This is a genomic window from Larkinella soli, assembly GCF_003703975.1.
Lineage (GTDB): Bacteria > Bacteroidota > Bacteroidia > Cytophagales > Spirosomataceae > Larkinella > Larkinella soli.
This window is the reverse complement of record NZ_QTJY01000011.1, coordinates 67,094-93,205: the sequence shown is the minus strand read 5'-3', so window position 1 is coordinate 93,205 and position 26,112 is coordinate 67,094. Positions and strand designations below refer to the sequence as shown.

The following is a 26,112-nucleotide window of genomic DNA, read 5'->3' as shown; positions in this document are numbered from 1 at the left end:
TCAGATGACGAGCGTGATCGGAAGGCCCTGACGAAGGGTGTTCTGGATTTCGGCGACCCGGTCGGTATGGCGGAGCAGTTCGGCGATCTTTTCCGGTGGAGCGTCGGCCACTACCCGCGCCCGGTACTGAAACCCGCTGCCGGGTTCGCCCACCCCGCCGAACCGGCCGGTGCATTCCACTTCCACCTCCGTCAGGGTAATGCCCAGCTTTGGGGCTTCCCGGTAGAGGTCATTGCAGTAACAGGTAGCCAGCGCCAGCATCAGCAGCTCACCGCCGTTGAGGGAGGAGCCAAAACCGCCCGCTTTCGGCGGAATCGACACGGTTTTAGGATCGTCGTTGGTCCGGACGGTGACGTCGTGAACGTTCCGGCGGTTGTTCACGGTAGCGGAGATGGTCATGGTCGTTTCGCTTTTTGGTAAAATTAACCAAAACCGGCCGGCATTTCGGCCCCTGGTTTACCGGAAAACTTTTACTTTTAGCAATCTCCTTCCTGCCAGATCCTGACCCCGATGCTTCGACATTATTTTCTCGTCTTTCTCCGGAATCTGACCCGCAACCGGTTATTTTCCGGCATTATCATTTCCGGCCTGGCCCTTGGGCTGTCGGCATTTCTCCTGATTACGGCCTACGTGCGGTTTGAGGAAAGTTACGACCGGATTCACCCGGACGGGGAGCGGATTTTCCGGGTAGAGAGCCTTTTTTTCAGGAACGGTCAGGAAACCGACCACTGGCCTACCAGCACCAACGGCTATGCGCCGGCCATGAAGGCGGCCTTTCCGGAAGTGGAGGACTATACCCGTATCGCCTGGCGCAACGCGACGCGGGTCGTCCGGTATGAACAGACGCGCTTCCGGGAAACGCACGTCTGTTTCGCCGATTCCAATTTCTTCACCTTCTTCGGCTACCCGATCCTGAAAGGCGATAAACGAACGTTCCTGAAAGAACCCAATACCGTAGTGATTTCGGAGGCCGCGGCCCGGCGGTATTTCGGCCACACGGACCCGCTCAACAAGTATCTGGACGTCGCCACCCGCTCGGATTCGTACCATTGCCGCGTCACCGGGGTGTTTGCGGCCCTGCCGGCCAACTCCACCATGCAGTTCGATATGCTGATGTCCTGGACGACCTCGCCCCGGCGGACCTGGGATTTCTGGTACCAGCACGAAAGCTACACCTTCGTCCGGCTCCGCCCGCAGGCGACGGCCGAGCAGGTGGAGGCTAAGTTTCCGGCGATGGCCGAGAAATACAAAACCGCCGAAACGATGCGGGATCACGTCTGGGCGGTCGATCTGGTGCCGCTGCATGACATTCACCTGAACCCGGCGCGGCAGAACGAGATCGAGGTGAAGGGCAACCGGCGGGCGGTTCAGTTCCTGTCGGCAATGGCTTTCGTCATCCTGATCATCAGCTGGGTCAACGCGATCAACCTCTCCACGGCCCGGGCGATGGACCGCGCGCGGGAGATCGGCATCCGCAAGGCCGTCGGGTCGCACCAGCGGGTGCTGATCGGCCAGCTGCTGTTCGAATCCGTCCTGTTCAACTTGCTGGCGCTGGTTCCGGCCCTCGGGCTGGTCGGGCTGGCTCTGACGTTCCTGCCCGACTTCCTCGGCCTTCAGGCGGCTTTCGCCGGCTGGACGGAGCCACGTGCCGTCGGGGAGTTTATCCTGATTTTCGGGATCGGGGTCATCGTCTGCGGGCTGTACCCGGCTTTCATCCTGTCGCGGGTCCGGCCGGCCCTGGCCCTGAAAGGAAAATACCTGTTCTCGCCGGGCGGGGTGGTGCTGCGGAAAGGGCTGGTGGTGGTGCAGTTCACGGCCTCGATGGTGCTGATCGTGGGCACGTTCGTGGCTTACCGGCAGTTGTCCTACATGACCTCGCAGGACCCCGGCGTGGTGATCGACCAGATTCTGGTGGTGAAGGTGCCGGTCAAAACCGAAAATTACGAGCAGAAAACCGAGAGCTTCCGCAACGAGCTGAAAACCTTCCCGGAAGTGACGGAGGTGACCGGCTCGGGGGCCATACCGGGCAAAGAAGTGGGCCAGAACCTGGCAAACCGCAAACTCCACGACCGGCCCGAAGACGACCGGCTGTACGAAATGCTGTCGGTCGACTACGACTTCATCCGCACCTACGACCTGAAGCTGGTGGCCGGGCGGGGGTTCGACCGGGGCCGTCCGGCGGACCAGTACGGCCTCGTGCTGAACGAGTCGGCGGTGAAACAGTTCGGCTTTGCTTCCAGCGAGCAGGCCATCGGGCAGAAGGTGCTGCTGGAAGTGACCCACGATCGGCCCAACGAGGTCATCGGTGTGGTCCGGGATTATCACCAGCAGTCGCTCCAGAAGCGCTTTTCGCCGACCATCCTGTTCATGGACCCGGACTACCGCTGGATCCCCATCGACTACTATTCCCTCAAAATCAGCAGCCCGGACATGGAAGGAGTGGTGCGGAAAGTGCAGGCCGTCTGGAACCGCTTCTTCCCCGAATCGTCGATGGATTACTTTTTCCTGGACGATTTTTTCGACCGGCAATACCGACAGGACCGCCAGTTCGGGCGGACGTTCCTGCTGTTCTCCTCGCTGGCGATTTTCATTGCCTGCATGGGCCTGTTCGGGCTGACGTCCTACAGCACGGCCCGGCGGGCGCGGGAGATCGGCGTCCGGAAGGCGCTGGGCGCTTCGGTGCCCTCCATTCTGCGGCTGCTGGCCTGGGACACCCTCCGGCTGGTGCTGCTGGCGGGTTTGCTGGCCGTCCCGCTGTCCTGGTATCTGGTCGACCAGTGGTTGCAGAGCTACGCCTTTCGCATCGGTCTGACTCCGGCCCACTGGCTGCTTCCGATGGCCGCCCTGGCCGGTATCGCCCTGCTCACCATCAGCTACCTGAGCCTGCGAGCCGCCCTGGCCAACCCCACCCGGATTTTACGCAGCGAGTAAAACCGGCCCGGAACGATTTTATTCGAAACCCCTGACATACCGCTGTCACCCGCACGGGGTAATTTTGCGCCATGAACATCATTCTTGGAGGAACCGGTCAGGTAGGATCGGTCGTAGCGCAAACGCTGCTCGACGGGGGCAGGCCCGTCACGATTCTCACCCGCGACCCCGCCAAAGCCGGGGATTGGGAGCGGAAAGGGGCCCGCGTGGCCGTGGTCGCTATAGAAGATACCGAACGGCTTCGAGCCGTTTTCCGGCAGGGCGACCGGGCTTATCTGATCAATCCGGCGGCCAACCCGGCCTCGGATTCGGCCCGGGAGGAACGCCGGACCGTGCAGCTGATTCTGAAGGCCCTCGAAGAGTCCGGCCTGCAAAACGTGGTGGTTCAGTCGACCTACGGCGCCCAGCCCGGCGACCGGCTGGGCGATCTGGGCGTCCTCTACGAACTGGAGCAGGGCTGCCGGGCGACGGGCATTCCGACCCGCATCCTGCGGGCCGCCTACTTCATGAGCAACTGGAATTTTTCGCTGGAAACCGCGCGGCAGGAGGGAAAGGTCTACACGCTGTACCCGCCGGACTTCCGGCTGCCGATGGTGGCCCCCGGCGACCTCGGCCGGGCCGGGGCGCAGTTGCTGAGCGAACCCGACGGGGGCGTCCGGCCGGTATTTGCTGAAGGGCCGGAAACCTATTCGGCTGCGGACGTGGCCGTCGTTTTGACCGGCCTGCTGCAACGGCCGGTGGAGGCCGTGGAAATTCCGGAACGTGGGTGGATGGACTGGCTCCGGGGCGCGGGCTTCTCGGAAAAAAGCGCCGAATCGATGGCCGCCATGACTAAAGTGACCCGGGAGGAGGCTTACGAGAAACCGTCGGAGCCGGTGCGGGGGCAGACCACGCTTCGGGAATATCTTTCCGGACGGGTCACGGGCCGGTGACAAAATTTCGGCTTACTTTTACCATTCAACTTCATGAATGGATGAAACTGCGAATTGTCTGCCTGCTCCTGCTCTCCCTGACCGCCTTCGGCCAGAATCCCCCGGTCAACCCGTTTTATCCGGAAAACTATACCAAGTACGAGTACCAGGTTCCGGTGCGTGACGGAATTAAACTCTTTACGGCTGTTTATGTGCCGAAAGATGCCGGACCGGATCGCAAATACCCGATTCTGATGCAGCGGACGCCGTATTCGTGCCGGCCCTACGGAACCGAAAACTTCCCCCGGCGCGTCGGACCGTCGGAGGTGATCGCCCGGGACAAATACATCTTCGTCTATCAGGACGTCCGGGGCCGGTGGATGAGCGAGGGAATCTTTCAGGAAATGACGCCCCATATCGACGTAAAGAAAGCGAAAAGGGACGTCGACGAAAGCACGGACACGTATGACACCATCGACTGGCTGCTCAAAAACATCCCGAACCACAACGGCAAGGTCGGGCAGTGGGGCATCAGCTACCCCGGCTTCTATGTGTCGGCCGGGACGCTCAGCGGCCACCCGGCCCTGGTGGCATCCTCCCCGCAGGCCCCGATGGCCGACCTCTGGCGGGACGACAGCTACCACAACGGGGTGTTCCTGATCCCCCACAATTTTAATTTTTACCCGTACTTCACGAACCGCACCGACGGCAAGCCGACCCAAGAGCCTTCCAGAACCGAATTCCATTACGGGACCGAAGACGGCTATCAGTTTTTTCTGAACCTCGGCCCGATGAAAAACTCCCAGAAACCCGACTATTACGGCGGCAAAGACCCCTACTGGACGGCCAATCTGGCGCACCCGAATTATGATTCCTTCTGGCAGTCGCGGAATATTCTGCCGCACCTGAAAGGCATCCGGCACGCGGTGATGATCGTGGGCGGCTGGTACGATGCGGAGGACCTGCACGGGATTTTCAAGACCTACGCGGCCATCGAAAAACAGAACCCCGGCATTTTCAATGTGCTGGTGGCCGGGCCGTGGACGCACGGGGGCTGGAACGACTCCGGCGAGTCGCTGGGCAGCGTCAGTTTCGGATCGAAAACCGGCCCCTATTTTCAGGAGAACATCGAACGGAAATTCTTCGCCCATTTCCTGAAAGGGGAGGGCACCGCCGACTTCCCGGAAGCTCACCTGTTCGAAACCGGTTCCAACCGGTGGCGGTCGTTCGACGCCTGGCCGCCCAAAGCCGCCGTCGAGAAGGCGCTGTACCTGCTGCCGGGTGGGAAGCTTTCCTTTCAGGCTCCGACCGGATCCGGCGGCTTTGACGAATTCGTCTCCGACCCGGCCAAACCGGTTCCGTTTTCCGAGACGATCGGCCTGGAGATGAACCCGGATTACATGGTGGAGGACCAGCGGTTTGCCGCCCGGCGGCCGGATGTGCTGGTGTATCAGTCGGAGGTGCTGACGGAGGACGTTACCCTGGCCGGAAACCTGCTGGCGAACCTGAAAGTCTCCACCACCGGCACCGACGCCGACTGGATCGTGAAGCTGATCGACGTGTACCCGGGCGAGGCCAAAGACAACCCCACCACCGCCAAAAATGAGAAGATGAGCGACTTCCAGCAGCTGGTGCGGCACGACGCGTTCCGGGGGAAATTCCGGGACGATAAGCTCCACCCGAAACCGTTCCGGCCCGGCGAGGTGACCGCCGTCAACTACGAGCTGATCGACGTGCTGCATACGTTCCGGAAAGGCCACCGGATCATGGTGCAGGTGCAGAGCACGATGTTCCCGCTCTACGACCGCAACCCGCAGACGTTCGTACCCAACATTCACGAAGCCGACGAAAAGGATTTTCGAAAAGCCACCCACCGCGTCCACGCCGGGAGTCTGCTGAAGGTCCGCGTGCTGAATTGAGATGGCGGTTTTCAGCCGGAGGGCGGATTCGTTCAGCTTACCCTGTCAGGAAAACAGGCCGGATGAAAAACCGGCCGGGAAGCGCGACGGGTTGTTAGGTTTGGTGAAAAACGCAAAACCGATGAACGCACTGAAACACGGCCTCCTGTTCTCCGCCCTTCTTCTGTTGCCCTTCCTGCCGACCGGGGTTCTTGCCCAGACCACCCCGGCGGAAGACGACCGGATCAGGGAAACGCTGATGAACTACCTCGACGGCGGCACCTTCGGCGATACGACCCGGCTGAACAGGGCCTTTCACCCTTCGGCCTCCATGAAACTGGTGGACTTCACCAACGGCCGGTTCCGCGACGTGCCGATCGCCGAGTATCTGAACAACGCAAAGAAGGGCGCGGGCAAAAAAGCCGACCGGACCACCCGCATCGTGCGGTATGAATACGCCGGAACGGCCGGGCAGGCTCGGGTCGAGATCGATTACCCCACCTTCCGGTTCATCGACTTTTTCAACCTGCTGAAGATCGACGGCGAGTGGAAGATCGTCAGCAAAATCACCTACCGGCAGGAGTTTGCCAAATAGGAATTCACGGTGTCCACCCGGCGAGCTGCGTCAACCGGTCGCGGTAGGAGCGGCTCCAGCGCAGGACGGCCCCGGTCTTCAGCTTTACATTATATTCCCCGTTGAAATAGGGCTCCATTTCCTGGATGGCGTACTGGTTGATGATGTAGGAGCGGTTGATCCGGATAAACCGCTCCGGTGACAGGCTCTGCTCCAGCCGGCTGATGGATTCGTTCATCAGGTGGCGCCGGCCCTCGGTATGAACCCAGAGGTAATTGCCGTCCGCTTCCAGATAGTCGACTTCCTCCACCGGAACGAAGAAAATCCGCCGGTGATCCCGGATCATCAGCCGGGGCAGGTACTCCGGCTTCCGGGTGGGGCGTTCCGTTTCCTCGTGGGTGAGCAGAGACTCGATGCGGGTGTGGAAGTCGGAGGCCCGCCGGAGGGTCAGCTGTTCGACGGCCCGCGCCACGGCCTGCCCGAACCGGCGCCGGTCGAACGGTTTGAGCAGGTAATCCAGGGCTTTCAGCTCGAAGGCTTTCAGGGCATACTGGTCGTAGGCCGTCGCGAAAATAATGTACGGCAGATAGACCGGCTGCACCTGCCGCACCACCTCGAAACCGTCCATTTCGGGCATCTGCACATCCAGGAAGATAAAATCCGGCCGGAGGGTGGTAATCTGCTCGACGGCCGAATAGCCGTCCGCACATTCACAGACGACGGTGATCTCCGGCCGCTCGTACAGGAACGATTTCAGTACTTCCCGAGACAGTTCCTCGTCGTCGATCAGCAGGGTTCGGAAGGTGGTCATGGCTCAGGCTTCGACGGTCAGAGGCTGGTCGGCAAACCGGAGGGGAAACGTCACCCGGACCGTCACGGAGGTCGGGCCGGGGCTGAAACTCAGATCGGCTCGGGAACCGTACAGATATTCCAGCCTCCGGCGGGTGTTGGTCAGGCCGATGCCGGTCCCGTGCCGGTGGCCGGCGTGCGGGTTGTAGCTGTTGGTGACCGTCAGTTCGAGCCGGTCGCCCGACGCCTGCGCCGTCACCCGAATGAACTTCTCGCCCAGTGAAGCTTCCACCCCGTGAATGACGGCGTTCTCGATCAGCGGCTGTAGAATAAAATGAGGCACTAAACAGCGCCCGGCTTCCGGTTCCCGGTCGATGCGGATGCGAAGCCGGTCGCGGAAGCGGATTTGCTGAAGATCGAGGTACATTCCCGAAAAATGAAGTTCTTCTTCCAGCGTAACCAATTGATCTTCCCGGCGTTGCAGCATGGCCCGCAACAGGCTGCTCAGGCCGTTGATCATGCGGATGGCCCGCTCATTGTCGCCCGTCAGCATCAGGGCCGTCACGGCGTTGTGCGTGTTGAACAGGAAGTGCGGGTCGAGCTGCATTTTCAGCGCCTGGAGCCGGGCATCGGCCAGCTGGGTCCGCAGCTGCTCCGCCTTCAGTTCGACCTCCTGCCGGTTGATGGTCGCCTGGTGATACCGGACCACGTACAGATACACGTTGATGCAGACCACCACGAACAGATAGATCAGGAGGAAATAGTTGAACCGCGTCACATACTGGGCCAGATACTGCGCCACGGTGTCAACCGGACTGTGACAGATCCAGGTTTTCAACAGCCGAGCGGTGGGAATCTCGACCAGAAACTCCAGCGTAATGAACAGCGTGCCCAGCACCAGATGCGTCCCGACCCAGCGGACCAGCGGCCGGCCGTTCAACGGATACCGGAAGGCGAGGTGGACGATGATGGGGCTGAGGAGGGTCCAGATCGACCACTGAACGGCGAAGTAGGCGATTTCGAGGGCCGGATACCGAAAATCCTTCCGTAAGGCGTAGGAAGCGAAAATCTCGACCAGCGAAACAATCAGGAACCCTACGAAAAAGCCGAACGTATACCGGCGGATGACGCGCTCGCTGAGGGGAAGGGCCGAGGGGTTGATCAGGGTCTTCATAAAATTTCGGGTCGGAGACGAAGCCGCCGGCGCAGAACCGGCTCACTAAATGTAACCGGAAAGGGGCTCGTCTCCGACCAATCTGGTGCTGAACGGCACAGGAGCGCTTCGACTGGTGTCGGTGTCCCGAAAACCGCCCCGGCCGCAGTGACGCAGCCGAACAAAGGTGGCCCGGACCCGGCAACCCCGCTCCATTTATCTTCCGGGTTGTGTGAAAAACCGTTCAGACTGTTGGCGGCCGCGGTCGTCCAGCCCGCGGATTGCCCAGCCGATGAAGCCGACCGCCAGAGCGCAGGAAATCCCGGGCAGGGGGAAGAAAAACAGGAAACTCGTGACGGAAAACAGGAACAGGCAGCCCATCACCGGCCAGAGCAGCTTCCGGACGACGGCGGCCTGGGAGACGGTCAGGGAGGAAAGCAGCCAGAGCAGAACCGCGAGCATCGCCAGACTGATGATCAGGTTGAGGCTCATGCCGGTATAAAATTCGTCGTAGGTGCGAAGCTGCCCGCCGATCGGAAACCGGAAGGATTCCATGTGCCGCAGCACCGACTGCCCCGCCGGATCGTCGATCTGCCTGCGGGTCAGGTGACCGATGCTGTGACCGGCCAGAAAGAAAAGGGCGCACCCGGACGCCAGCCGAAGGGAAAGTTTAGGATTCATAAAACTTGATTTTAAGTGGTATTATGAATGGTTCCTCCCGGTTCGTGGGGAAACCGACCCCACAAAGTTGATCCGGCGCGTCCGGAAAAAATTGTAAAAATGGGAAGTGCTACCGACGGTAGAAGATTTTTCCGAATTCGTTCCTGATCCGGGTATACTGCCGGGGTGAATAGCCGGTATAGCGCCGGAATTCGCGGATGAAATGTGCCTGGTCGTAATAGAGGTCGTAGAGGGATTCTTCGGAAAAGGTCATGCGGTCGTCGGTGGCCCAGATGCGGTACATCCGCTGAAACCGCACGATGGTCGCCAGCGTCTTGGGCGAAAGGCCGAGGTGGTCGCGGAAGAGCAGGTCGAGGTACCGGCGCGAATAACCGGTCCGGCGCTCCAGTTCCTGAACCGGCACCAGCCCCATCGACTCCCGGATCAGCCCGACGGTATGATCGACCAGACTGTTGGGGGGCCGCCGATCCAGCCGGGCGATCAGGAAGGACTGGATCAGCTGTAACCGCTCGTCCATCGTCACCGCATTGCCGATGCGCTCCTGCAGCGCACGGCCCGCCGGTCCGTACAGTTCGTCGAACGGGATGATCCGGTTGGTCAGCTCGAACATCGAAAGGTCCGTAAAGCGGTAGGCTCCTTCCGGCGTCAGTTCCAGGCCGATGGTTCCGGTGGAGCGGGACCGCGAACTGAGCGTGACCGGCCGGTCCCAGAGGCCGATGAAGAAAACCGACTGTTCCGGGTACTCGGTTTCCCGGCCGTCCAGGTGGGTAAACAGGGCGTTGCGGAAGGGGATGATGATTTTGGCCTTGCCGTTCGGTGCAATCACCCGGTTGTCGGTCACCGGCACCCCAAAGTCGCTTTCAAAGTACCAGAAAGCAGCAATAAAAGGCTGAAGAGGAGGTTCGGGGGTCAGGACCTGAAGCTTCATGAAGGCGGAATTTCGTTCCCAAGATAAGCGTTCGGCCGGTTCCGTCGAAAAATTGGCGGAGGGGTTCCGGGAAATTTGTTTTGTCCGGCTGAAAGTACTATGTTTGTAACATACCGACGGTCGGTATGTAGACTGGACAGTAGGAAAAAATGGCGAAACGACCCAGAGAAGAGCGCGTAAATGAAATCTTACAGGCCGCCGTCGATGAGTTTCTGGAGCGGGGGTATGCCGGGGCCAGTATGGAGCGGATCAGTCAGCGGGCGGGCCTGACCAAGGGCGGCATTTACCATCACTTCCGCAGCAAAGATCACCTGCTGCTCGAAACCAACAAACATTTCAGCGGTGGGCTGGCCGGCATCGTCACGGCCCTCGTGACGGCCACCGACGAACCGGCCGGGCTGAGGTCCTTCATTAAAGACTACCTTGAATACTGGGCCACCCACCGGAAAGAACTGTACTTCTTTTCCCTTTCGATGACCAAAACGATGGAGGTCGAGGAACTGTCGGAGTATCAGACGCAGGCTTCCAACGCTCTGATCAGGATGGTTACGGAGGTGTACCGGAAGGGCACGGCCGAGGGACGCTTCCGGCCGCACGACCCCCGAAGCCAGGCCATCGTCCTGCTTTCCGCCCTGACCGGCTCGCTGGGTTATTTGTTCATCAATGCCAGTCTGGAGGTGGACGAGGTGGTGGAGCGGTTCCGGACGCTGTTTGTCGAGCAGTTGCTTCCCCCGAAAACCTAACCAACTTTCATCATACGCCCATGAGCCTTTTCGTATCGCGGCCGCAACTCGCCGGCCGGTTTTTCGCCCTGTTCGTTCTGCACGTGCTGGTTTTTGCCGGGGTCAACGCGGTCCTGCCGGCATTTTCGCCCTCGCTCGGTACCCTGCCCCCGGAAGAAGCCGCCCGCCTGCCGGTTTTGTCGATGGTTTATCTTGCCGTTCGAACGGCGGTACTGACCTTCCTGATTCTGAACGCCGGGGCTTCCGGCCTGCGGCTGGCGGCCCTGCTGGTGGCGGTCCTGTTTTATTTCGAAACCTTCATGCTGCAGCTGGAGCCGCTGTGGTTCCACACCGCCTTCCCGGCCCTGACGCCCCGGAACGTCGGCCTGATTGCCCTGAGCAGTTTCCTCGAAAAAGTGCTGATCATCCCGGCGGCCGTGTTTCTGCTGAAAAAAGGCAAGGCACCGGCCGTCGGCCGCCCTGTTCTGCCTCCGCCGGTTTTCCACCTCTCCGCCTTTTTCGCCCTCCCGCTGCTCTATGTGCTCATTTATTTCTCGTTTGGCTATTTCGTGGCCTGGCAGTCCCCGGAAGTAAGGCAGTTTTATTCGGGGAGTACCGGGCTGCTGCCGTTCCTGACCCACATAGAGGGCATCAAACCGTCTTTCCTGCTGTTTCAGTATGGCCGCGGGATCGGCTGGCTGCTGGGAGCGATGGGGATGGCGCTGCTGTATGCCGGCCGCCGGCAGACCTTTCTGATCAGCATGATGCTGGTTTGCAGCGTGTTGATTTCCGTTCCGCTCATTTTGCCCAATCCGCTGATGCCGGTTCCGGTACGGATGGCGCATATCCCGGAAATGGTTCTCTCCATGGCCGTATGGTCTTTCTTCCTCGTTCGGTTTGCCTACCGGCCCGGTTGGGACGAACTCTCCCGGGCGCACTGATCCCGCTTTCATTTACCCGAAACGAAGCCACCGCCGGAATGGACGGTGGCTTCGTTCGTTTTCAGAATCTTCGAATCGGCTTTGGGAAACGGTCTTGCGGTTTCAGGGCATGAACGGCAGTAGAAAATGAATGAGCGGTGCCCAGACGAGGTTGACCAGCAGATGAAACAGGATCACCACGTACAGATTTTTCCGGGCCGCCATCAGCAGCGGAAAAACCATGGACGGAATCACCAGCGGCCAGGTCTGCGGTATCTGGAATAAATGGTAGACCGCAAAGAGGACTCCGTTCACCCAGACGTTGTGTTTTCCCAGAAAAGCAGTCTTTTTCTGCAAATAGCCGCGAAAGTAAAGCTCTTCTCCCACAAAATTGCCGATGAACAGCAGTAGCAGGAGTACCGGCGGAAAACCGTAGAGGGATTCGGCGGTTTTAAAAATACTGTAGTCCGGAATCCGGAGCAGCGGGGCCGCATCGAGCCATTGGTACATCGGCCGCTGAAGGTAAGCCATGTAGGGAAGCGTCAGGATCGTGAACAGCAGAAAGGCGATCACCTGCAGGTAGGAGCAGCCCCGCCAGTCGAACCGGTCCATGCCCAGGTACTCGAAGGTTTGTCGGACGCTGAGTTTGTCATGGTACCGTAAAATCAGGAACGGTAAAACCATATGCCAGCCGAAGGTGATGAAGGCGATCCAGCCGTACTGGTAGTACCGGCCGGTCAGGCCCGTGGCCCGCACCCCGGCTTCGTATAGCGATGGGATGTTGATGGCGGCATAGACCACCAGACCCGGCAGCAGGTACATGAAAAGGTAAAACCGGCGCCCGGCCGGTGTTCGGGCCTGAAACTGATTTTCGTACCGGGAATAAACAACGTCGGGCCGGAAGAAAAGCCGGCGGAGAAGGGAAACAAACGGCATACGATGGCGGCAGGTTTGCGTGAAACATGGCCGCAAAAAGAGCCGTCAATCGCGTTCCGGTCGCCCCGCCTTATCGGATGAACCCTCAAAAACCGTGGTTTCTGCGGCATCCGGGGCCGGCGTTTCCAGCTCCTGAAGGTATTCGCGGGCGGTTTTACCCGTAAATTTTTTAAACGCCCGGTTGAAGGAGGTCTTGGAATTGAAACCGGCATCGAAGGCCAGGGCCGTTAGAGTGAACTGCCGGGCAGCCCCCCGGGCGAGGGCTTCCTTCAGAGCCAGAACCCGGTAGTGGTTGACGAAGTCGAAGAAGTTCCGGCCGGTCTGGGAGTTGATCACCTGGGAGAGATGGTGGGCCGGCAGCCCCGTCAGCTCCGCCAGTTTGAACAGGGTCAGTTCAGGGTCGAGGTAGGGCCGTCGGTCGGTCATGATTTTTCGGACCTCGGCAATGAGTCGGCGGGCTTCTTCTTCCTTCAGGCCGGAGTTCTGATAGCGGGTCTCTCCGGGTTCGGCTTCGGACGGGACAGCCGGTTCGGATACCGGGAGGGCCGCCGAAAAAATGGTGTGCTGCCGAACGCCGTGGAAGCTGATCAGCCACACCATCGTGATCAGAAAGAGGTCGGAATACCAGTTGCCGTAATGGGCCAGCCGGACCGGCGTGAAGGCGAAAACCAGCTGACTGCCCAACCCGATCATCAGCATGATGAGCAGGTAAAAGATGGTATGGCGCAGCCAGTTCAGCCGCACCGTCTCCACGTAGGAGAACACCTGTTCGGTGGCCCGCCGATGGCGGTTCAGCTCCTTCAGAACGGCCAGCGCATAGCCGCCGACGCTCAGAATGCCGGCCGCGGCCGTAACCTGGTGCACCTCGGGCCGGTGGGCGAACGGGGGCAGGCACAGCCCGGCCACCGCAAAGGGCAGCAGGTGGCCGTTTGCCGGGATTTTCAGACGGGTTCCGGGCCGGGTGAGCGCCAGGGTGTAGTGCCACAGCACCGGCCCGTGCAGCAGGCCGGTGCATTCGCTCAGAGACAGCAGCAGGGTAAACCGGGCTTCCAGGCCCCGTTCCACCACCCAGACGGCCGACAGGTTGACCGCAATCAGCACCAGCCAGATCGCCAGTACGCGGTCGGCCGGGGCAGGGCGGGCCTTCCCGAGCAGGAGGGCCATGCAGAACCCTACGACGCTGAGGCTGCTGATGACGAGGACTTCCACCGGAATGAGCCTGATTGAATGGGGTTAAGGATTCGCCAGATGGCCGGTTATCAACTGAATGAAGTCCGCCTTCATGGCGTCGGGAATGTCATGTTTAACGCCTTCGTAGGTGTGCAGCCGGGCCTGGAAACCCCGCTCTTTCAGGGTCTGGACGTGCCGGCGGGCCGTTTCGATGGGAACGATGGGATCGGCCGTGCCGTGGAAGGCGTCGATGGGAGGAGAGGTCGGCCCGGCTTTCCCGGCCTGGGTCACAATCCGGTTGTCCATGGTGGCCAGCAGGGGGCAGGCCCGGCTGATCAGGTGGCCGTAACGGGTGGCGACGACGTAACTTAAATCCCCACCCTGGGAGGCTCCGAGGATCACCGGTTTCGTGGCCGGCGCATTTTTTTTCGTGGCGGCTTCGATGAACCGGCTCAGCCGTTCGCCCTCCTTCAGCAGGATAACCATTTTTTCGTCGGCAGGCAGGTCGTAATAGTTTTTCGGGGAAAGACTATAAAAGGTATAGCCTTGCTTATAAGGATAGGGGGCTTCCACCAGCAGGAGCCGCACCGGCCGGGAGAAGCCGGTGACGTACCGGGCAAAACTGGTCGGACTGGCGCCCATCCAGTGGAGGGCGATGACCACCGGCAGATTCCGGGCCGAGGAATCGGCGTTTTCGATGATTTCGCGGTAATGGTACCCGGCCAGTTGAAGCGGGGCATGGGGGACGGTCTGGGACCGGGCGGTTCCGGCCAGGGCCAGTAAAAGCCAGGCCAAGGCCATACCGGAAGGGAGGTATGACCGGCGACGGATCGGGAAATACGGTTTCATGGACGGGAAAATGGATCTGACAGGTTAGGCCCCCGGAGGGAATCGGGTCTGAAATTATCATTTTCGGCAGATCATTCCTATCGCCCTTCGGTCAGGACCGTTTCGGCTATTTTCAGGTACGCTTCCCGGCCGGAAATCAGCGCGTCGAGCCGGCCGTAATTGCCGTTGGTCTGCCAGACGATGAAAATACCTTTTTCCGGAAAATACATCATGCTGGCAAAGTAACCGATGGCGTCCCCGCTGTGGTAGATGGCTACCCCCTGCGGCAGTTTCAGCCGGAACATCCCCAGGCCGAATTCCAGCGGGAAGAAGTCCCCGGCTGCCTCCCGTACCACCCACCGCTGCATCTCCTCCAGCGACCGGCGGCTCACCAGCTTTCCGCCGAACAGACCTTCCAGGAACCGGACCAGATCGGCCGGGTTGGAAATCAGCCCTCCGTCGGCGGTGTAATAGTCCCAGCCGCTGTAGAAGGTACTTTCGGTCAGCCGCCCGTTGTTGTGCAGGTCGATATATCCCCGGGCGATACCGGACGGCACCGGGTCATTGGGGTTGAAGGCGGTATTTTTCAGCCCCAGGGGCCGGAAGATGCGGTCGGTAAAAAAACGCGAAAACGGCATCCCGGACACTTTTTCGATGATCATGCCGAGCAAAATATAACTCGTGTTGGAATACCGGACGCCCTCGCCGGCGGGAAAATAAGGCTTCCGGTTCCGGGCGTAATCCAGCAGTTCGCCGGGCTGCCAGACCTTCGTCAGATCGTTGAGGGAGGCCGTCTGAAACCGGAGGTCCTGAATGTAATTGTAGATCCCGGCCGTATGGTTGAGCAGTTGCCGGATGGTGGCTCCTTCGGCCTGGGCAATCCCGTGGGTCACCGAGGCCGGCAGGTAGCGGCCGGCGCGGTCGTCGAGCGATAGTTTGCCTTCTTCCTGAAGCATCAGAAGAGCCGTGGCCGTAATCATCTTGACTGTGCTGCCCGCCCGGCTGATCTGACAGGGCTGCATCCGGACCTTCCGCTTCAGGTCGGCGAAGCCGGATGCCCCCGTCCACAGGTTCTGCCCCGGTTTTTTGACGGCCATTATCATGCCCGGAACGCCCTGCCGGGTCAGGTCGTCCAGCAGCTTCCGGTACCGGTCGGTTTCCGGGGTCATGGCCGGGGGCGGTGTCCCGTCCGGAAGGCATTCATACACCACCGGATCGACGGTCCGGGTTGGTTCACAGGCCGCCAGGGCCGACAAACCTGCTATCAGCAGATAAGATAATCGCTTCATGGTATTCAGTACTTTAGAAAGGATGAAAAGTCAGCCCGGCCATCAGGTTGACGTGACTCAGAAAGGGGATGAAACCGGGCGCAAACGGATACTCGATCCAGGACTGATACCGCAGAAAAAGGCGGGCCGAAGCCGGGTCTTTCGGGCGTAGGTACCAGCCCGCATCCACCGATACCGACGGCATCAGGTGACCCGTTCCCGCATTTCGCCCCGGTCGGTACGTTCCGTCGACGAGGGTGTAGGTGGTTTCGGCCGACAGGGTGCGAAGGTAGCCCAGCCCCAGCCGGGCCGACGCGCTCAGGCCGGAGCCGGTGCGGTATTCATAGCCGAGGGCGGTGCCGGCGTAGAGGCCGTGGGCCAGATGGCGGTGAAAATAATAGCCGATCCCGGCCGATTGCAGCACCCGTGAATGCCGACCCCGCCCGTACGTCCATTCGAGGTCGATCTGGACGCCGGGGTGCAGCGGTTTGGTAAAAAGCCGGGTGTAAGGCACCGCCACTCCCTGGTTAAAGACCGCCAAACTCAGCGCCGGTCCGGGCTTCTGGGCGCAGGTCGGGAGGGAAGATAAAGCCGTTGCCGGAATTAGAATCCGAAGGAAAAGAAGGAGCCGGTTCATGCGTACCTGTTGTCGTTGGTTCGGCAAAACTGGGGCTCGGGCGGGTTTTTCAAAAATGCGGACGGGGCCGGAAGGACGCACCGCCGGGCGAGGGCGAAAGAAACCGGGGTGAAGCCGACACCGGTCGCTACCTGTCGGCGGTTTTCAGCCAGACTTTAAACGCCGACGCCCGGTTTTTGCTGACCACCACCGGCTCCCGGACGGCGGGATTCGTTTCCAGGACCACCCGCCGGGTGTCGTCGACGGTGAATTTCCGGATGGCCCGGGCATGGACGATGACCGTCCGGTTGGCCCGGAAAAAATCGTCGGCGGGCAACTCCCGGCTGATGCGGTCGAGGGAGTGCGGATAGGTGTACTCCCGGTTGTCGAAGGTGCGGACGAAAACCGTCTCACTGACGGAGGTAAAAAAAGCCACCTCCTGAAGCGGCACCGGAACGACCGATTTTCCGAACTGGACCAGAATCCGCCGGGGAGCGCCGGCCGGTTCGAATACCGAAAGGTCGGAATCCGGCTCCGGAAGGCCGGGTTTCGGTCCGTCCGGCTCGGGAGTCCGCAGTCGGGTGAAAAAGAGGACGGCGAAGATCAGGTTGATGATCAGCACGAAAACCAGCGTCAGCGGAAGTTCAAGTTGAAGCATCGAACTGGCCGAAACCCGGATATCTAGAAAAAATTCGAGGTAGATCATTTCAATGACTCCCACCAGCGCGCAGCAGAGGACGGCCGTAATCAGGAACTGCACCGCCAGCCGGAAGAACACGCCGTTCTTCCAGGGAAGCCGCCGGTCGAGCCGATGGACCACCCGCCGGATCAGCCCCCAGCTGACGGCGCCCAGCACGAGCGCCAGCAGCAGATCGGAATAATAACTCGGATTGACAAGGAGCCGGGAGAAGGCGTTTTCGTTGCCGATGTGGACAACCGCCAGGGCCATGAGCGGGACGGCGACGGCGGCAACGGGGGTATCCTTGTACGAAAATTCGGGTTGTGAGGTTCGGCGCATGGATCATCGGACCGGTCGGGCCGGCGGTTTCGCCCATAAAATAAATAACCTTCCTCTCCAAATGGGTTATTTTTTCGGTAGGGCAAAAAATGAACTAAGTTTACTTTTCAGGGTTTTTACCCACCGATCGGCTTTTCTCTTCCTCAACGTAACCGGAATTGTATTTATGATCGTAACGAACCGGGACATACCGGAGTTTTTATCGGGCGGGGGCGAAACCGGGGAACTCATGCGCTCCATCGACTGGTCGGCAACTTCACTCGGGCCGGCCGCCGACTGGCCCCGGAGCCTGAAAACCTGCGTTCGCATCATTCTGACCTCCCGCCAGCCGATGTTCGTCTGGTGGGGAACTGATCTGGTCAATCTCTACAACGATCCGTACAAGGCCATCGTCGGCGGTAAGCACCCCGAAGCGCTCGGTCAGCCGGCATCGGCGGTCTGGCGCGAAATCTGGGACCAGGTGGGCCCGCGGGCCGAAGCCGCCCTGCGCACCAACGAGGGCACGTATGACGAAGCCCTCCTGCTCATCATGGAGCGCAACGGCTATCCCGAAGAAACCTATTATACGTTTTCCTACAGCCCCGTCCCGGACGACGATGGCCGGGCGGTCGGTATCCTCTGCGCCAACACCGACGATACCGGGCGGATCATTGGGGAGCGGCAACTCCGGACCCTGAAGGACCTCGGCAAACAGGCGATGGAGGCCAAAGCCCTGGACGAGGTGTTTCAGAAAATCATTCAGGTTCTGAAAGCCAACCCGCAGGATTTCCCGTTCGCCTTCCTGTACCAGATCGAAAACGAAGGCCGGCAGGCACGTCTGGTAGGTACGACCGCTGTCGAAATTCCGGAGAAAGTGGCCAGTCCCCACATCGATCTGACCGGCACCGACGAGGTACCCCGATTGTTTTCCGAAGTGGTTCAGTCGGGAAAAATGGTTCAGATCGACGGACTGATCCACCGGTTCGGCCGGCTGCCATCCGGTTTCTGGCCTCAGTCTCCGGACCGGGCGTTGCTGATTCCAATCCAGATCAGCGGTCAGAAACTGCCCCTGGCGGTCCTGAAGGTCGGCATGAACCCCTTCCGCCTGCCGGACGAAAAATACCTGAGCTTTTTCCAACTGGTGGCCGACCAGATTTCGTCCGGTCTTGCCAGCGTGCTGGCTTACGAGCAGGAACGCGAACGGGCCGAGGCACTGGCCGAGATCGACCGGGCTAAAACCACCTTTTTCAGTAACATCAGCCACGAGTTCCGGACCCCGCTCACCCTGATGCTCGGCCCCCTGGAAAACCTGATCCGGGAGGAAACCATCGACCTGTCCGACGATCAGCGCCGGAACCTCGAAGCCACCCACCGGAACGCCATGCGCCTGCTCAGGCTGGTGAACAACCTGCTGGATTTTAGCCGGATCGAGGCCGGAAGGACGCTGGCCCGCTTCAGCCCGGTCGACCTGTCGGCCGCCACCGTGGACCTGGCCGGCAGCTTCCGGTCGGTCATCGAAACCGCCGGCCTCCAGTTCGAGGTCCGGTGTGAGCGCCTGTCCCGGTCGGTCTTTGTGGACCCTGAAATGTGGGAAAAAATTGTTCTGAACCTTCTTTCCAACGCCTTCAAATACACGCTTCAGGGCCGCATCGGGGTACATCTCCGGGAAGAAGACCGGCAGGCGGTTCTGGAGGTGGAGGATACCGGGGTCGGTATTCCGGCCCACGAACTGCCCCGGATGTTCGAGCGGTTTCACCGCATCCAGAATTCGGCGGGCCGCACCCACGAGGGCAGCGGCATCGGGCTTTCGCTCGTGATGGAACTCCTGAAACTGCATCAGGGCGCCATCGAGGTACGGAGTGAAGAGGGCCGGGGCAGTGTATTTACCGTCCGGATTCCGTTCGGCAAAGCCCACCTCCCGGAGGGGCAGGTAACCGAATCCGACGATCCGGCCCTGAGTTCGATGCTGAAGGAGTTTTACCTGACCGAAGCCCTGAGCCTCGCTTCGGACGGAATCGGCGAGGCCGCCGACCCTCCGGCCGAACCGAAAGCAGCCGCCCCCCCGGCTGCCGCGGAAACCGCCGGGGCCGGCCGGAAAAACCGGGTGCTGGTGGTAGACGACAATGCCGACATGCGGGAGTATATCGGCCGGCTGCTGGGTAAACCCTATGAGGTAGAAACCGCCCCGAACGGACAGGCGGCCCTGGAACGGGTTCGCCGGCAGCGCCCCGACCTGATCGTCAGCGACATCATGATGCCGGTAATGGACGGCGTCGAGCTGGTCAGGATTCTGAAGAATCATCCCGACACCGAACGGATTCCGGTCATTCTGGTATCGGCCCGGGCCGGGGAGGAGGCCCGCATCGAAGGGTATGAAACCGGGGCCGACGATTACCTCGTCAAACCGTTTTCCGCCAAGGAGTTGCTGGCGAGGGTAGGCGCTCATATCCGTCTTCGCCGGAAGGTGGAGGAAAGCAGGTCGTATTACCGGCAGCTGGTCGAGAGCCTCCCGGCGGCCGTGTATACCTGTGACCACCAAGGCCGGATTCAGCTCTATAACCGGAAAGCCGTCGAGTTGTGGGGCCGGGAGCCGGAAATCCGCCGGGAATTCTGGTGTGGTTCCCTGAAATGCTACCGGTCCGACGGTTCGGAGCTTCCGGTCGACCAAAGTCCCATGGCCGTCGCCCTGAAAACGGCCCGGCCGCCCGGACCGCAGGAAGTGATCATCGAGCGCCCCGACGGCGAGCGCCGGCATATTCTGGCCAATCCCCAACCCCTGTTCGACCCGGACGGCCGCATGACGGGGGCCGTCAGCATGCTGGTCGATGTTACGGACCTGAAGCGGACCGAACAGGCCCTGCGGGAAAGTGAACGCCGGTTCCGGACGGTGGCCGACTCGGCGCCCGTTCTGATCTGGATGGCCGGAACCGACAGGCTCTGCGATTTCTTCAATGCCGGATGGCTTCGGTTCACGGGTCGGACCATGGAGCAGGAACTCGGAAACGGGTGGGCGGAGGGCGTCCACCCCGACGACATGGATCGGTGCCTGGACATTTATCATTCCGCTTTCGATGCCCGGACGGAGTTTGAAATGGAATACCGGCTCCGGCGGCACGACGGCGTTTATCGCTGGATATTCGACCGCGGGTTGCCGCGCTTTGGGCCGGAAGGCGATTTTCTGGGGTATATCGGCACCTGCATGGATATCCATGAACTGAAAACCGGCCGTGAAGAACTGGAAACGCGGGTTCGGGAGCGAACGGCCGAACTGGTTGCGAAAAACGAGGAACTGGAGGACCAGAAGGAGTTTGCCGAAACCATTCTGGATTCCTCCGTCGACGTCATCGCCGTGTTCGACCGGGAGTTTCGGTTTTTATCCCTCAACCGGAAAGGAGAGGAGTTATATAAGCTGAAGGAAGCCGAGGTGGTCGGCCGGAAGATCACCGACGTCTTTCCGCAGGTGGTGAAATCCAATATGCTGAAGAATCTGAGTCGGGCGCTGGAAGGCCACATCGTGAACGACCCGGCGTATTTCTCGGCCGTGCTGAACCGGCATTTCGAAAATTTCTACATCCCCCTCAGGCGGGAGGGCGATGCGGTTCTGCAGGTGCTCGCCATCGGGCACGACCATACCGAAATCATCGAGGCTACGGAGAACCTGAAACAGGTCAACCGTGAACTCCTGCGGACCAACCATGAGCTGGAACAGTTTGCCTACATCGCCAGTCACGACCTTCAGGAACCGCTCCGGAAAATCCAGACGTTCTCGGAACTGCTGACCGAAACTCTCGACGGGGAGGAGATTTCGCAGAAATACCTCGAAAAAATCCGGTCGTCCGCCCAGCGGATGTCCATCCTGATCCGGGATGTGCTGAACTATTCCCGACTGTCCCGGGCTGACGAGCAGTTCGAGGTGACCGACCCCAACCGGGTGCTGGCTGCCATTCTGGCCGATTTCGAGCTGCTTATCGACGAGAAACAGGCCCGGATCGAGGCCGAACCGCTGCCGCCCCTGCGGGCCGTTCCGCTACAGATCAACCAGTTGTTTTCCAATCTGATCAGCAACTCGCTGAAATTTTCGGAAGGCAACACCCGGATCAGCATCACCGGCCGGAACCTGGGTCCGGAAGAAGTGGCCCAAAACGCCCGGCTCAACCCGGACCTGCGGTATGCCGAAATTCGTTTCAGCGACAACGGTATCGGCTTCGACCAGCAGTATGCCGAGCAGATTTTTACGATCTTTCACCGGCTGAACGGACGCAACGCCTATAGCGGCACGGGCATCGGGCTGGCGCTCTGCCGGAAGATCGCCGAGAATCATCAGGGCGCCATTTCGGCCGTCAGCGAACTGGGGCGGGGGGCCACGTTCATCCTGCACCTGCCCCTGGCCTGACGGAAGGCTTTACCGTCCGGCCCACTCCTGCCTCAGCTCGAAACGGAGCGGAAGGAAATCCGGCACGTCGACCGCTCCGTCGACCGGCTTTTCCCGGTCGAACAACCGGAACAGGTTATTGCCGGCACGGTCTTCCAGAACCGGGTCGATGTGGAGGAAATAGGTTCCGGCCTGCCAGGGCACCGTGGGCGTAAAGGTCCAGGCACCCTCTTCCGGCCCCAGCCCGACCTGCCCTTCAACCGGCCGACCCGCCTGGTTCACCACCCGGATACACCGCCCGGCCAGGGCATAATCGAGCGGTTCGTCGAACCGGATTTGCAGGGCGGCCCGGGTTTCCGGCGAGGGCGGTTCCAGGCGCCACCGGCGAACATCGGGCCGGGTTCGGTCCGGGGCGGTCACCCGAAACCGCTTTTCGAATCCTGCCTCCAGCGGCCGCCCATCGCCGTCCAACCAGCTTCCATCGATGGTCAGGCAATAGTCTTTCCCTTCCAGCAGCGGGGCTCCTTCTTCCTCATTGGCTCTCAGGCCCCTTTTGATGCGGCCCGGATCGAACAGGAGGGTCAGCCGGGTCCGGGTAGAATCCCAAAGTTCCTGATCGAGCCGGAGAAAGACGCCGGCCAGCTCTTTTCCGGTATCGTCCAGCAGGTGAACCCGCCGGATCGATTCGCCGGTACTCATGGGCGAGGAGAAGGTCAGGTACAGCTTGAGCTGATTGGCCGGCAGCAACCCGGCGGTAGGATACACGGCCGTCAGCCGGGTTGCAGGGCGGTCGGGCCGGGGCATCTGAAACGAAAACTGAAGGTGTTGTTCCTGTTCGGAAAGGGGCTGCCGGGCAATTTCGGAAGGAATCTGCACCACATCACCGTATTGAAAGTCAACGTGATAGTTCTGGCCCGGCCGGAACGGGAATCGGGGCAGGAACCGCAGTACCTGCCCATCGACGATATATTGGCCCCAGACGGCAATGGATTCTCCGGCGCGGTAACTTTCTTCGGTCCGGACAAGCAGGAGGGAGGTCCATTCCGGAAAGGAAAGCCGGTGCCGCTGGAGGGCCGTCAGGTAGATGGGCTCGATGCCCACCACCTCGACGGCCCCGGCCTCCGACAGTCGGATGGCCGGTTTCTGGGCCAGTCCGGCCCCGGCCAGAAGCAGGAGGGTGCCCAGCAGCAGCCCGGACCGTTTCCTTACATCCATTTTTTCGACAGGGAAACGAGGTTGAGCGAACCGTCCTCGATGCTTCTCTGGACCGCCACGAAGTGCGTATCGTTCAGGTTATCCAGATGAAGCACCCCGACGACGGCAATCGATACATAGGGAATACCGGCGGAAACGTAAGCCTCGGTTACGCCCTGAGTCAGCGAGGGAGCCCCCGCAATATCGTCGGCCGAGAAACGCATCAGGGTTCGGTGGCTGTTGGCGACCATAATGAAATTTTTTCCGTTGCGGCTGTAGGGGACCATATCCAGCGGCCGGCTGCCTCCACCCAGTTCGGCGAGGGTAGCTCCGCGGACGTGTTTGCCCGCCCGGATGTCCTTCATGCTGAATTTGGCGAAGGGGGCGCAGCCGTAACCGGCCAGCAGAATCGGTTCGCCGTTCAGTTGGTAGGGCAGGAAAGTGTCGATCGGCGAGTTGGTTTCATACTGATTGTGGGAGGTATGGAACACCTCGACGCTGGTGATTTTTTCCTCGTTGCGGAAGGGGTAGGCAATCCGCCGGAGTTTGGAGGAGAACTCTTCCCCGTTGATGCCCGACACCAGCAGTTCCCCGTCGGTAAAGGCCAGGTCCGTGATGGCATAGGTCCGGACCGGCTCTCCCCACTTCGTTTTGGTTTCGGCCGAGGGATACGCCGACAGGTTCGTCTGATAGAAACCGACACGGCCCAGTCCCACCTCCTCCAGATCGCCTTTCGGGCTGACTTTCAGCAGGATCGGACTGGCTTCATTGCCCCGTCCGCGGGACACCGAGAGGAAGATGTTGCCGGAAACGGGGTGGACGGCCATATCGGCGATGACCACCTGATCGGCAGCGATGCCCAGCATGGCGCCGATTTTTTTGTCGATGCCGGTGATCTCCACCTCTTTCAGGGTGGTTTTTTCCCGGTCTTTCACGTCGAGGGCGTAAATGGACCCGGCTTTGGGGTCTGCCAGGAACAGAATGCCGTCGGGGCTGAAGGCCATGACCCCGGCCGACTGAAGCTTGACGGCCCCGGTTTTCATGGGAGCGACCCCGCCGGCCGGATGGTCGGCCCGGAGCTGGACGGAAAGAAACAGCCCGAGGGCGAGGCAGGCCCGCCGAACGGCCGGCAGGATGATTTCAGTAGTTCTCATAGATGGTTTGAATGAAGACGGATAATGCATCGCCAGTTTAGCGAATGCCGAAGGCAAACCCAACGACAATTCGACGGCCCGAGGGTCTTTGGGGGTAAGGCGAGTCCTTCGACGGTTCACCCGAAAGGTTCCGGTGCTGCCGGGGGGCGTTACAGGCTGCCGCCCAGCAGGTTCTGGAGGTTTTCGCGGTAGGTGCGGCTTAGTTTCAGCCGGGTGCCGTTTTTCAGAACGACGAAGTACTCTCCGTTAAAGTGCGGGATCAGTTCCGCAATCCGGTCGACGTTGACCATCACCGAGCGATGTATCCGGACGAACGCGGTTGGATCGAGTTTCTGTTCGAGGCCGGTGAGGGTTTCGCTGAGCAGGTGGGTGGCGGGGCCGGCGTGCAGGCAGAGGTAATCACCGGCGGCTTCCAGCCAGTCGATGTCATGGGTTTTCAGAAACAGGATGCGACCGGAAGCGCGGATGGGAAGCCGCTGGAGATAGGCCGGTCGGGGGGACGGACGGTGGTGTTCGTAATCGGCCAGGAGGTCGAGCAGCCGTTGGTTGATCTGCGTGGCTTTTCGGTCGCTCAGGTGGTTCAGGGCCCGTTTCAGAGCCTCGTCGAACCGGGCCTGCTCGAAGGGCTTGAGCAGATAATCGAACGCGTGGACCTCGAAGGCCCGCAGGGCATACCGGTCGTAGGCCGTCACGAAAATAAAGACCGAAGATACCGGCCCGCCCAATTCCTTCAACACCTCGAAGCCGTCTTTCTCCGGCATCTGGACATCCAGAAACACCAGGTCGGGCTGCCACTTCCGGATGGCCTCGACAGCCTGGCTGCCGTTTTCACATTCCCCGACGACCTGCACGGCCGGATGCGATTTCAGGAACAGCCGGATGACGTCGCGGGCAAGGGATTCGTCGTCGATGATCAGGGCGGAAATGGTCATGGTCGGAAAGGAATCTGAATGGTGACCAGCAGCCCGCCCGAGGCCGGGTTTTCGAGGGTGAAGCGGTGGTCGGGGCCGTACATGGTTTCCAGCCGCTGGAGCGTGTTGCGCAGGCCGGTGCCTTCCCGGGCTTCGCCGTTCAGGCCGGGACCGCTGTCGCAGACCGTCAGTTCCAGCCGTGAATCCCGACGGGCGACGCCCAGTTGGATGGTGCCGCTGCGGGCATAGGGGGCGATGCCGTGCTGAACGGCATTTTCGACCAGCGGTTGCAGGAACATATTCGGTACCCGGGCCGGAAGGCAGTCCGGGTCCACCTCCATCCGGACCTGAAGCCGGTTTTCAAACCGGATCTGCTGAATTTCGAGGTACAGCGAAACCACTTCCAGTTCCTGCCGGAGCGGTATTTCAGGTTCATGCGTACTTTCGAGCGTCATCCGGAGCAGGTCGCTCAGGCGGTTGAGCATCCGGACGGCCTGTTCCTTTCGGTCCTGAAGCACCAGCGACATGATGGCGTGATGGGTGTTGAACAGAAAATGCGGGTTCAGTTGCATTTTCAGGGACTGAAGCTGAGCCTGGGCCAGACTCGCTTCCAACTGGGTGGTTTTCAGCTCCAGCCGAGAGGCTTCATACTGATAGGTCCGGTATTGGTGGTAGTAAGCCAGCGCATAGTAAGCCCCGGCGACCGCAAAATAAATGAGAATGTTGACGTGAAATTTATAGGATAATTTTACGAGCCAGATGGCCAGCGGGATCGGATTCGTCGTCCAGATCAGGCGAAGCAGTCCGGCTTCGGTCAGCCAGTGGATGGTGGCAATGCCCAGCCCGGCGGCCAGGTGAAACAGCAGGCTTCGGTACCAGGTATTCTGTTCCAGCGACCAGCAGCGGGCGATCCGGACCACCAGCGGGGTTAGGAAAAACCAGATCAGCCATCCGCCCGACAGGATCACATGGCGCGGCCAGTCGATCTTATCGAAATTGATGTAATCCGAAACGGCCGACTGGCTGAAATTGATGACGGCCACCAGCAGCCAGAAGCCGCCGACCAGCCACCGGACCAGCGGTCGGTTCAGGTCGGGTAGGGCAGGGGCGCCGGCGGTCAGAGGCTGGGAGGTCATGGTGGCTCGGGAGTCGGGCTAAA

Annotated in this window: 22 protein-coding genes; 7 read left to right on the top strand and 15 right to left on the bottom strand. The window is 60.6% G+C overall.

Going from position 1 to position 26,112, the window contains the following annotated elements:
- A complete protein-coding gene (locus DX909_RS18950; RefSeq protein ID WP_128546785.1) occupies positions 1 to 399 on the bottom strand; it encodes an OsmC family protein in 399 nt (132 codons plus the stop codon).
- Between the two features lie 111 nt (positions 400 to 510).
- Here DX909_RS18950 and DX909_RS18945 point away from each other — a divergent pair, with 111 nt between their 5' ends.
- From DX909_RS18945 to DX909_RS18930, 4 genes are all read left to right on the top strand, one after another.
- Positions 511 to 2,931: an ABC transporter permease gene (locus tag DX909_RS18945; RefSeq protein ID WP_128546784.1), complete on the top strand. Its 2,421-nt coding sequence runs from the start codon at positions 511 to 513 to the stop codon at positions 2,929 to 2,931.
- A gap of 71 nt (positions 2,932 to 3,002) precedes the next feature.
- Positions 3,003 to 3,863, top strand: coding sequence for an NmrA family NAD(P)-binding protein (locus DX909_RS18940; RefSeq protein ID WP_128546783.1), 861 nt, complete (start codon positions 3,003 to 3,005; stop codon positions 3,861 to 3,863).
- A gap of 41 nt (positions 3,864 to 3,904) precedes the next feature.
- Positions 3,905 to 5,761 (top strand): CocE/NonD family hydrolase, encoded by a 1,857-nt coding sequence (locus DX909_RS18935; RefSeq protein WP_128546782.1) that lies wholly within the window; start codon positions 3,905 to 3,907, stop codon positions 5,759 to 5,761.
- Between the two features lie 121 nt (positions 5,762 to 5,882).
- On the top strand, positions 5,883 to 6,335 hold the full coding sequence (locus tag DX909_RS18930) for a nuclear transport factor 2 family protein (RefSeq protein ID WP_164851340.1): 453 nt from the start codon (positions 5,883 to 5,885) through the stop codon (positions 6,333 to 6,335).
- A 4-nt stretch (positions 6,336 to 6,339) separates the two neighbouring features.
- On the opposite strand, the gene DX909_RS18925 is transcribed toward DX909_RS18930, so the two are convergent.
- The 4 genes from DX909_RS18925 to DX909_RS18910 all read right to left on the bottom strand — a co-directional run bounded on the left by DX909_RS18925 (position 6,340) and on the right by DX909_RS18910 (position 9,865).
- Positions 6,340 to 7,125 (bottom strand): LytR/AlgR family response regulator transcription factor, encoded by a 786-nt coding sequence (locus tag DX909_RS18925; protein ID WP_128546780.1) that lies wholly within the window; start codon positions 7,123 to 7,125, stop codon positions 6,340 to 6,342.
- A gap of 3 nt (positions 7,126 to 7,128) precedes the next feature.
- Positions 7,129 to 8,277, bottom strand: coding sequence for a sensor histidine kinase (locus tag DX909_RS18920; RefSeq protein WP_128546779.1), 1,149 nt, complete (start codon positions 8,275 to 8,277; stop codon positions 7,129 to 7,131).
- Between the two features lie 195 nt (positions 8,278 to 8,472).
- Positions 8,473 to 8,937, bottom strand: coding sequence for an LIC_13387 family protein (locus DX909_RS18915; RefSeq protein ID WP_128546778.1), 465 nt, complete (start codon positions 8,935 to 8,937; stop codon positions 8,473 to 8,475).
- Positions 8,938 to 9,046: 109 nt separating this feature from the next.
- Positions 9,047 to 9,865: a helix-turn-helix domain-containing protein gene (locus DX909_RS18910; RefSeq protein ID WP_128546777.1), complete on the bottom strand. Its 819-nt coding sequence runs from the start codon at positions 9,863 to 9,865 to the stop codon at positions 9,047 to 9,049.
- A gap of 149 nt (positions 9,866 to 10,014) precedes the next feature.
- Here DX909_RS18910 and DX909_RS18905 point away from each other — a divergent pair, with 149 nt between their 5' ends.
- Both DX909_RS18905 and DX909_RS18900 read left to right on the top strand, forming a co-directional pair.
- On the top strand, positions 10,015 to 10,608 hold the full coding sequence (locus tag DX909_RS18905) for a TetR/AcrR family transcriptional regulator (protein WP_128546776.1): 594 nt from the start codon (positions 10,015 to 10,017) through the stop codon (positions 10,606 to 10,608).
- 20 nt (positions 10,609 to 10,628) lie between these two features.
- Entirely contained in the window at positions 10,629 to 11,528 is a 900-nt protein-coding gene (locus DX909_RS18900) for a hypothetical protein (RefSeq protein ID WP_128546775.1), read from the top strand.
- A gap of 102 nt (positions 11,529 to 11,630) precedes the next feature.
- On the opposite strand, the gene DX909_RS18895 is transcribed toward DX909_RS18900, so the two are convergent.
- The 6 genes from DX909_RS18895 to DX909_RS18870 form a co-directional block, all read right to left on the bottom strand.
- Positions 11,631 to 12,443: a CPBP family intramembrane glutamic endopeptidase gene (locus tag DX909_RS18895; RefSeq protein ID WP_128546774.1), complete on the bottom strand. Its 813-nt coding sequence runs from the start codon at positions 12,441 to 12,443 to the stop codon at positions 11,631 to 11,633.
- A gap of 45 nt (positions 12,444 to 12,488) precedes the next feature.
- A complete protein-coding gene (locus DX909_RS18890) occupies positions 12,489 to 13,652 on the bottom strand; it encodes a helix-turn-helix domain-containing protein (RefSeq protein ID WP_128546773.1) in 1,164 nt (387 codons plus the stop codon).
- Positions 13,653 to 13,676: 24 nt separating this feature from the next.
- Positions 13,677 to 14,462: an alpha/beta hydrolase gene (locus DX909_RS18885; RefSeq protein WP_128546772.1), complete on the bottom strand. Its 786-nt coding sequence runs from the start codon at positions 14,460 to 14,462 to the stop codon at positions 13,677 to 13,679.
- Positions 14,463 to 14,539: 77 nt separating this feature from the next.
- On the bottom strand, positions 14,540 to 15,730 hold the full coding sequence (locus tag DX909_RS18880) for a serine hydrolase domain-containing protein (RefSeq protein WP_128546771.1): 1,191 nt from the start codon (positions 15,728 to 15,730) through the stop codon (positions 14,540 to 14,542).
- A 13-nt stretch (positions 15,731 to 15,743) separates the two neighbouring features.
- Positions 15,744 to 16,346 carry a hypothetical protein gene (locus DX909_RS18875; RefSeq protein ID WP_128546770.1) on the bottom strand — a complete coding sequence of 201 codons (603 nt, stop codon included), beginning with the start codon at positions 16,344 to 16,346 and terminating at the stop codon, positions 15,744 to 15,746.
- Positions 16,347 to 16,473: 127 nt separating this feature from the next.
- Positions 16,474 to 17,343 (bottom strand): LytR/AlgR family response regulator transcription factor, encoded by an 870-nt coding sequence (locus DX909_RS18870; RefSeq protein ID WP_128546769.1) that lies wholly within the window; start codon positions 17,341 to 17,343, stop codon positions 16,474 to 16,476.
- 166 nt (positions 17,344 to 17,509) lie between these two features.
- Between DX909_RS18870 and DX909_RS18865 the strand changes: the two genes are divergently transcribed.
- Positions 17,510 to 21,715: an ATP-binding protein gene (locus DX909_RS18865; protein WP_164851339.1), complete on the top strand. Its 4,206-nt coding sequence runs from the start codon at positions 17,510 to 17,512 to the stop codon at positions 21,713 to 21,715.
- Positions 21,716 to 21,724: 9 nt separating this feature from the next.
- Here DX909_RS18865 and DX909_RS18860 read toward each other — a convergent pair whose 3' ends face one another.
- The 4 genes from DX909_RS18860 to DX909_RS18845 all read right to left on the bottom strand — a co-directional run bounded on the left by DX909_RS18860 (position 21,725) and on the right by DX909_RS18845 (position 26,089).
- Entirely contained in the window at positions 21,725 to 22,909 is a 1,185-nt protein-coding gene (locus DX909_RS18860; protein WP_128546767.1) for an Ig-like domain-containing protein, read from the bottom strand.
- The gene (locus DX909_RS18855; RefSeq protein ID WP_128546766.1) at positions 22,900 to 24,042 is read right to left on the bottom strand and encodes a hypothetical protein; all 1,143 of its coding nucleotides are present in this window, start codon (positions 24,040 to 24,042) and stop codon (positions 22,900 to 22,902) included. Before DX909_RS18855 ends, DX909_RS18860 begins: the two co-directional genes overlap by 10 nt.
- A gap of 149 nt (positions 24,043 to 24,191) precedes the next feature.
- Positions 24,192 to 24,974 carry a LytR/AlgR family response regulator transcription factor gene (locus tag DX909_RS18850; RefSeq protein WP_128546765.1) on the bottom strand — a complete coding sequence of 261 codons (783 nt, stop codon included), beginning with the start codon at positions 24,972 to 24,974 and terminating at the stop codon, positions 24,192 to 24,194.
- Entirely contained in the window at positions 24,971 to 26,089 is a 1,119-nt protein-coding gene (locus tag DX909_RS18845; RefSeq protein WP_128546764.1) for a sensor histidine kinase, read from the bottom strand. The genes DX909_RS18850 and DX909_RS18845 overlap by 4 nt, the downstream gene beginning before the upstream one ends.
- Positions 26,090 to 26,112: the final 23 nt, after the last annotated feature.